The 6,108-nt window shown below is 43.9% G+C and carries 5 protein-coding genes; all 5 read left to right on the top strand.

Features of this window, described 5'->3' with window-relative positions:
• On the top strand, positions 1-875 hold an 875-nt coding region (locus tag NA59_RS12330), incomplete at its 5' end, for a PcfJ domain-containing protein (protein WP_232504095.1).
• A 723-nt stretch (positions 876-1,598) separates the two neighbouring features.
• Positions 1,599-3,329 carry a hypothetical protein gene (locus NA59_RS12325; protein ID WP_052501674.1) on the top strand — a complete coding sequence of 577 codons (1,731 nt, stop codon included), beginning with the start codon at positions 1,599-1,601 and terminating at the stop codon, positions 3,327-3,329.
• Positions 3,326-4,036 carry an OmpA/MotB family protein gene (locus NA59_RS12320; RefSeq protein WP_044413298.1) on the top strand — a complete coding sequence of 237 codons (711 nt, stop codon included), beginning with the start codon at positions 3,326-3,328 and terminating at the stop codon, positions 4,034-4,036. Before NA59_RS12325 ends, NA59_RS12320 begins: the two co-directional genes overlap by 4 nt.
• Positions 4,037-4,038: 2 nt before the next feature.
• Complete coding sequence (locus NA59_RS12315; RefSeq protein ID WP_052501673.1) at positions 4,039-5,142, top strand: HNH endonuclease; 1,104 nt, start codon at positions 4,039-4,041, stop codon at positions 5,140-5,142.
• Positions 5,143-5,236: 94 nt separating this feature from the next.
• The coding region (locus NA59_RS12310) for a hypothetical protein (RefSeq protein ID WP_044413294.1) at positions 5,237-6,108 on the top strand (872 nt) is incomplete at its 3' end.

Below are 6,108 nucleotides of genomic sequence, written 5' to 3'. Positions count from 1 at the left end.
ATACCTTCAGCGCACTGTGGTTTGTGAGCCGCAGTGAAGCCGCCTGCCAACTGCTACTGAGCGCACCGACACTGCTGTGGATGATTATGGACTATGCCAAATCCCACCAGCTCGAACCCGACCAGGTCTGGCCATGGTTTAGCGCTAAACGTAAAACCATCGTGGGGCTTTATCAGCTCCCACAAAACAATGCCACGGTTCACTTGCTCAGCAAATACCACTCGGATCACAAATTTTCACAACGCGATATTGAGCTGATTCAACAGCTCTACACCAGAAGCTTTTATAACGATAAAAAACACGGCCACATTCCTTATTTTGACCCAATGCGCATCCGCCTGATTATGCAAGACGCGACTATATTGCAATTCAAACTGCTCCAACAAACCGGCCCACACATCACGCGCACCCAGCTAAAAGACACCCTTGATGCCTTCTACATGGCACAACAACTCAATTACCCTCAGTATGGCCAGATCCTCAAAACCTCAACCCATATTGAACAAATCAACACTATCCATGACCAACTCGCTGAAATCATCAATCAGCAACAAGCCAATATTCAACGCGAACGGATTTACCCTGCGCCACTCATCCCGCCGACCGATGATATCGAATACATCCAAAGCCATTATGAACTAGTGATCGAAGGCAAACAGATGCATCACTGCATCGCTAGTTACGATCAACGCATTGTGGAAGGGCGCTACCTAGTCTATCGACTACTTCAACCCGAACGTGCAACGATTGGCATCGAGATTACACACGATAGCCGGTTGGAGCTCGACCAAGTTCGCCTAGTCTGTAACAAACAAGCCGCCCCTGAAACTGAACATTATGTAAGAGGCTGGGTAAACACGCATACTCGGCGCTAATGCCAAAAGGCGGGTGCGGGCTATGTTAGGCTGGCCAGCTAATCGATAAGAAGCCATTTGCGAATGGCATTTCGGTTTACGAGATTTACGACCAACACAATCCACGCCATTGCCTTTAAGCGGGACGTATTTTTACTGTTCAATCATTTCAAGAATCGTTTTGCCATCAACATCAAAACGCTTTCGTGGTCTTCACTTCGCATGCCTATGGATTTGTAACACTTCGGCCCTCTAAAGTTATGGCAACGATGAATCACATTATGTTGAATATCCGCCAATAACATAAAGCTATCGCAATCTAGCGCTCTCAACTAAACGAGTGTTCAAACACGCCTGATACATGTTCACAGCAAAAAGCATAGCATTGAGCGATGTTCAAATCACAACCATCTGAAGGTCTTTAATTTAACAATTGAGTTAGACCGTGAATCACTGAATGGCCGGTTAATCGGTGGTTTGGCTTTGATTTTAGCTTGTTAAAAACCGTATAAATTTTATTACGGAGTAGGAAATACACCCCTAGTGCTTATTTAGTCACATTCAATGTGCTAGAATTTGTTTTTGAAATGTATAATCCTAGCACTTTAGGCAGGGCGTGCTTTATGAAAGGCCGTAGTGGCTTCAAGCAGCGCCAACTAAACACAGGCAAAAAAGGATATCTTTTAGATGTATCGAATAGGTACTCAACACAAAATGTAAACGGCATTTTTTTAAAGGAAAAGCATGGACACAACCACAACTGATATTGCGTACAACCCTTATTCTGCCATACTGAGTGATCCGATTTTACTCAGCTTTTCGTTTATCTTGTTCGTTCTTTTTATTTGGGCTATTGTCGGTCGACAAAACCAAGCCCTCAAAAACTATGCGCCGACCTTGCTTACAACGGTTGGTATTTTAGGCACGTTTGTTGGTATAGCCTATGGCTTGTTTGGCTTTGATCCAAGGCCAGGTTATATCGATGCCTCGATAGCGGGTCTTTTGGATGGGTTAAAAATTGCCTTTATCACCAGTTTACTCGGTATGCTTTTGGCCATCATTTACAAAACAGCGATTGTCTGGAAAAGTGGACAACAAACCCAACAAAATCCAGATATGAAAGAGGAGGTTGGCATAGAGGACTTGCTCAATGAACTAAGTTCTCAAAGTGAGCAGCTGACTCTACAGAACACCACGATGAGCGATATCAAAAAATCTCTGAGTGATGATAGTGAATCTAGTTTAGTGGGTGCGATTAAACTTTTGCGCTCCGACAATAATGATCTAAACAAACGAACCCATCAGCATCTTGCAGATATTCAACAACTCACCCAAAAGCAAGCCGATGATTTAGGCCGTCTTGATTCTATAGCCCATAACATTGACTCTCTTAATCAACTGGCCATTGCCCAGCAAACCCGCTTTAATGTATTTGAAGATAGGCTTTGGATTAAGCTACAAGACTTTGCAGACATGCTCTCCAAGTCGGCAACAGAGCAAGTCATTGAAGCACTTAAAGCGGTGATTACTGATTTCAACAATAACTTAACCGAGCAGTTTGGTGATAATTTCAAACAACTCAATCAGGCGGTACTCTCTTTAGTTGAGTGGCAAGAGAACTACAAGCAACAATTGCTTGAGATGCAACAGCAATACGCATTGGGTGTCGCGTCTATTGAGAAAACTCAAGTGTCTGTGCAGCATATATCACATAGTGCAGAAGCTATACCGGTGAATATGGATAAACTTAAAACCATCTTGGATGTTGGTCAGCATCAATTGGCTGAGCTTGAGCGTCACCTTCATAGCTTTGAGCAGATGCGCGATAAAGCGGTGGAGGCGGTACCACAAATTCAAGCCAATATTGAGCAAACCCTAGAGGGTGTGCAAACCGCAACACGTCAACTGACCGAAGGACTCGATACCAGTGCAACCCAAATGTCACGCTCGATTACAAAGTCAGTTGAAGACTATGAAAACTCAATTGATAGGGTGAACGGCTCATTGCAACAGACCTCTGATTTGGTCATGAAGAATACCGAGCATACCACGGAGGCCTTTGATGGATTTGTGGAACAAATGAGTGATAACCTCAACACGGTGGCCAACAAACAGGTTGAGTTTGTTAAAACCCTTCAAGATAACATCCAATCGGTGACTCAGCAGCTTGATAGCCAAATTAAAAATGTACTCACCCAACTCGATAAACAAATCAAAAGTACAGTGGATGAGCATATCAAGCAAACCGAGTCTGTTCGCAGTGCATTGCGAACATCCGCTGAAAAAAGCTTAGCCGATACGGCTGAGAGCGTTCAAAAACAAGTCTCCTACATTGATGAAGCACTGGAAAAAGAAATTAATAAATCCATGAGTTCAATGGGCAGTGCATTGACCTCCATTACTCAAAAATTCACTAAAGACTATACGGTGCTCGTCAATGAAATGAAACAGGTTGTTGAGGCCGCAAGACGATGACCAACTTGCTTAGAAAACGCACTCAGCCTAATGACCAAGAAGAGTCACAATGGCTATCAATATCCGACCTCATGGCAGCCTTGATGATGGTGTTTTTATTTATAGCCGTTGCGCTAATGCGACAGGCTTATATCGACAATGAAAAAATCAGAGAAGTCGCTATTACCTATAGCGAAACCCAAGTGGCCATTCATGATGCACTCATGAGGGAGTTTGAAAGTGATTTAGAACACTGGGATGCCAAGATTGACAAAGACCTAACATTTAATTTCCAATCCCCTGATGTACTCTTTGCAACCGGCAGTGCGCAACTTACGCCTAACTTTCAGACGCTACTCGAAAACTTTTTTCCGCGATATTTGGCGGTGCTCAAACCTTTTGATAAGAGTATTAGTGAGGTACGGATTGAGGGTCACACCAGCTCGGATTGGGATAATTTAGCGCCGACGCAAGCCTACTTTCGCAATATGGTGCTCTCACAAGAACGCACACGCACTGTGCTAGAGTATGCCTATGGTTTAGATCAAGTTGCACTCGACCAGGATTGGATTAAGGGTAATGTGGCCGCCGTAGGGTTCTCCTCATCTCGATTAAAGTATATAGATGATGACCCAACATTAGGCGAGGATGTCATGAGCTCCAAACGAGTTAGTTTTCGAGTGATGACCAATGCTGACATCCAAATTAAAAAGATTCTGGAGATGTAGGCGTGAAAATTAAGGTGAGCTTTGATGCCCTGTTTAACTGCCTTAATGAAATGGGCGCACCGATGGCCCCGTTTGACTCAAAGATCAAAGTAGACAAAACCATTCTGGAGATACAAGCGCTAGCGGATATTGGGATTAATATTAATCCTGAAGATATCGTTGTTCAAAACCGTCTGCTTACCTACAAAGGACACCAGATTGTTGTCTATATCCCTGATCACAGCTATAAGGGTGTGTCTCAAGTGCTCAATAATCCTGCATTGGGCAATAAATATCATTTTGCTGATTGCACAACTATTCGAGAAATGCGCGCAAAGGGGCGCTATGAAAAGCGCTACCGAGCCATCTACAATCCAAAGGGTTTGTTCAGCATTGTTGATAAGGACTACCCTGATGGAGAGGATGCGACACTACAGCCTTGCCAAAACTGTCTAAAGCACATCAATTACGAAGGCTTTTTAAAGGCGCCAAGTTCTCAAAAACAAACCATTCGTGAAGCGTTTAGTCTTAATGATTTCTTCTCAGCCTACAGCACCTTATTTGAAAAATTACCCGACCTAACCCATCTTAGAGGAGGTTATGCGGATAACTGGGCAAGCATCTCGAAACAATATCGTCAATCAAAAAACAACACCTGTGAAGTCTGTGGCGTTAACCTCAGTGAACACCGCCATATGCTGCATACCCATCACATTAATGGTAACAAACAAGATAACAGCACTGCTAACTTGATGGCATTGTGTATTGATTGTCATAGAAAGCAGCCTGATCATGATCATGTACTGATTACGCACGATGAGATGAGATTGATTATGGGTTTAAGACGTCAACAAGATCTACTTGGGGCCCATAGTTGGGATGATGTGTTTAAGTTGGCGGATAAGGCACTCTACGGATTGTTGTATCTCTATAAGGCCAATCACAATGCAAGACCACAAGTAGGCTATCCTATCGTTGATGGGCGGGGGAAAATGGTTGCCGAGCTTGAACTTGCTTGGCCTGAACAAAAAAAAGGGGTGGCGATTCGCGCTGAGGATATACATCAGGCACAAAAGTGTGGCTGGAATGTGACGCCATTTGATGAGGCGATGGAAAGATTAGGATAATGAAGTCCATACTCACAAACTTGTGAGTATGGACTTCTTGTTCATTATGGGTAAGAATGAAGCATTAGTGCATAAATAATGAAGAGAGGATTGCATGACAGAAAAACGATGGTTTACTTATCATTTCGAAGCCGTAGGTATTCAAGAGTACATCTTTGCAGGTGCAAAATTGAAGGATATGGTCGCTGCCAGTGAGTTGGTTGACCAGCTTTGCGATGCCCCACTTACAAAATTGATAGCAACGCTCGATTTATCGGAAATCAGCTTTGATTCGCCATTGGACTTAAACAGTCCCCAGACACTTCCTTCTTTATCTCTACCTAACCAAGATGAAATTGTTTTCCCACGCAAGGCCGGTGGTGCTTTTATTGCTGTAATGGCCTCGGAATCCGTGGCGCATCGTTTTGCTGCACTTTGGAGCTTAGTGGTCAGTCAGTTTGCGCCGGGTTTGAAATTTAGCGCATCACTCGGTCAAGGTGTTAAATTGGTTGACGCGATTAAACAAGGAATTGACAAACAAAAAGCACAACGAAATGTCGTTTATCCTAGCTTACCTCAAGCTACACCCATCATGGAGCGCAGTCCTAGAACGGGTGAATGGGTAGCAGAACGCTCCGCACGTAACCCTGATGCCGCATTAGAGTCCTTGGACCTAGCCACCCAAATTAAACGTCAGCGTACCGATTCAAAAGCAATCGGTTTGGATAATAAGTTTTTAGTCGGCACGAAAGATTATCGCTTTCCAGTATGTATTGAGCATAACGACCCGAAGGCCTGTGGCAAGCAGGAAGCGTTCCCTTTTCAAAACCAAGGTGGTGCGATTGAAGGTGCCCACCATGTAGGGCTTATTCATGCGGATGGTAATGGCTTGGGTCAGTTTTTACATGATTTTTTTGCCGCGCTATCAGACAAATCTGACGCCCAATATTTACAAGCCTACGCCATCTTTACTCAGGGGCTAGAAAC

Origin of the sequence: Thiomicrospira microaerophila (assembly GCF_000934765.1) — a bacterium.
GTDB classification, from domain to species: Bacteria; Pseudomonadota; Gammaproteobacteria; order Thiomicrospirales; family Thiomicrospiraceae; genus Thiomicrospira; species Thiomicrospira microaerophila.
Note: the sequence above shows the minus strand (reverse complement) of the source record. Positions and strands in the feature narration are given on the sequence as shown.

Coding starts and splice junctions, on each gene's coding strand:
- NA59_RS12325 (WP_052501674.1), top strand. CDS start 1,599: ATGGACACAACCACAACTGATATTGCGTACAACCCTTATTCTGCCATA.
- NA59_RS12320 (WP_044413298.1), top strand. CDS start 3,326: ATGACCAACTTGCTTAGAAAACGCACTCAGCCTAATGACCAAGAAGAG.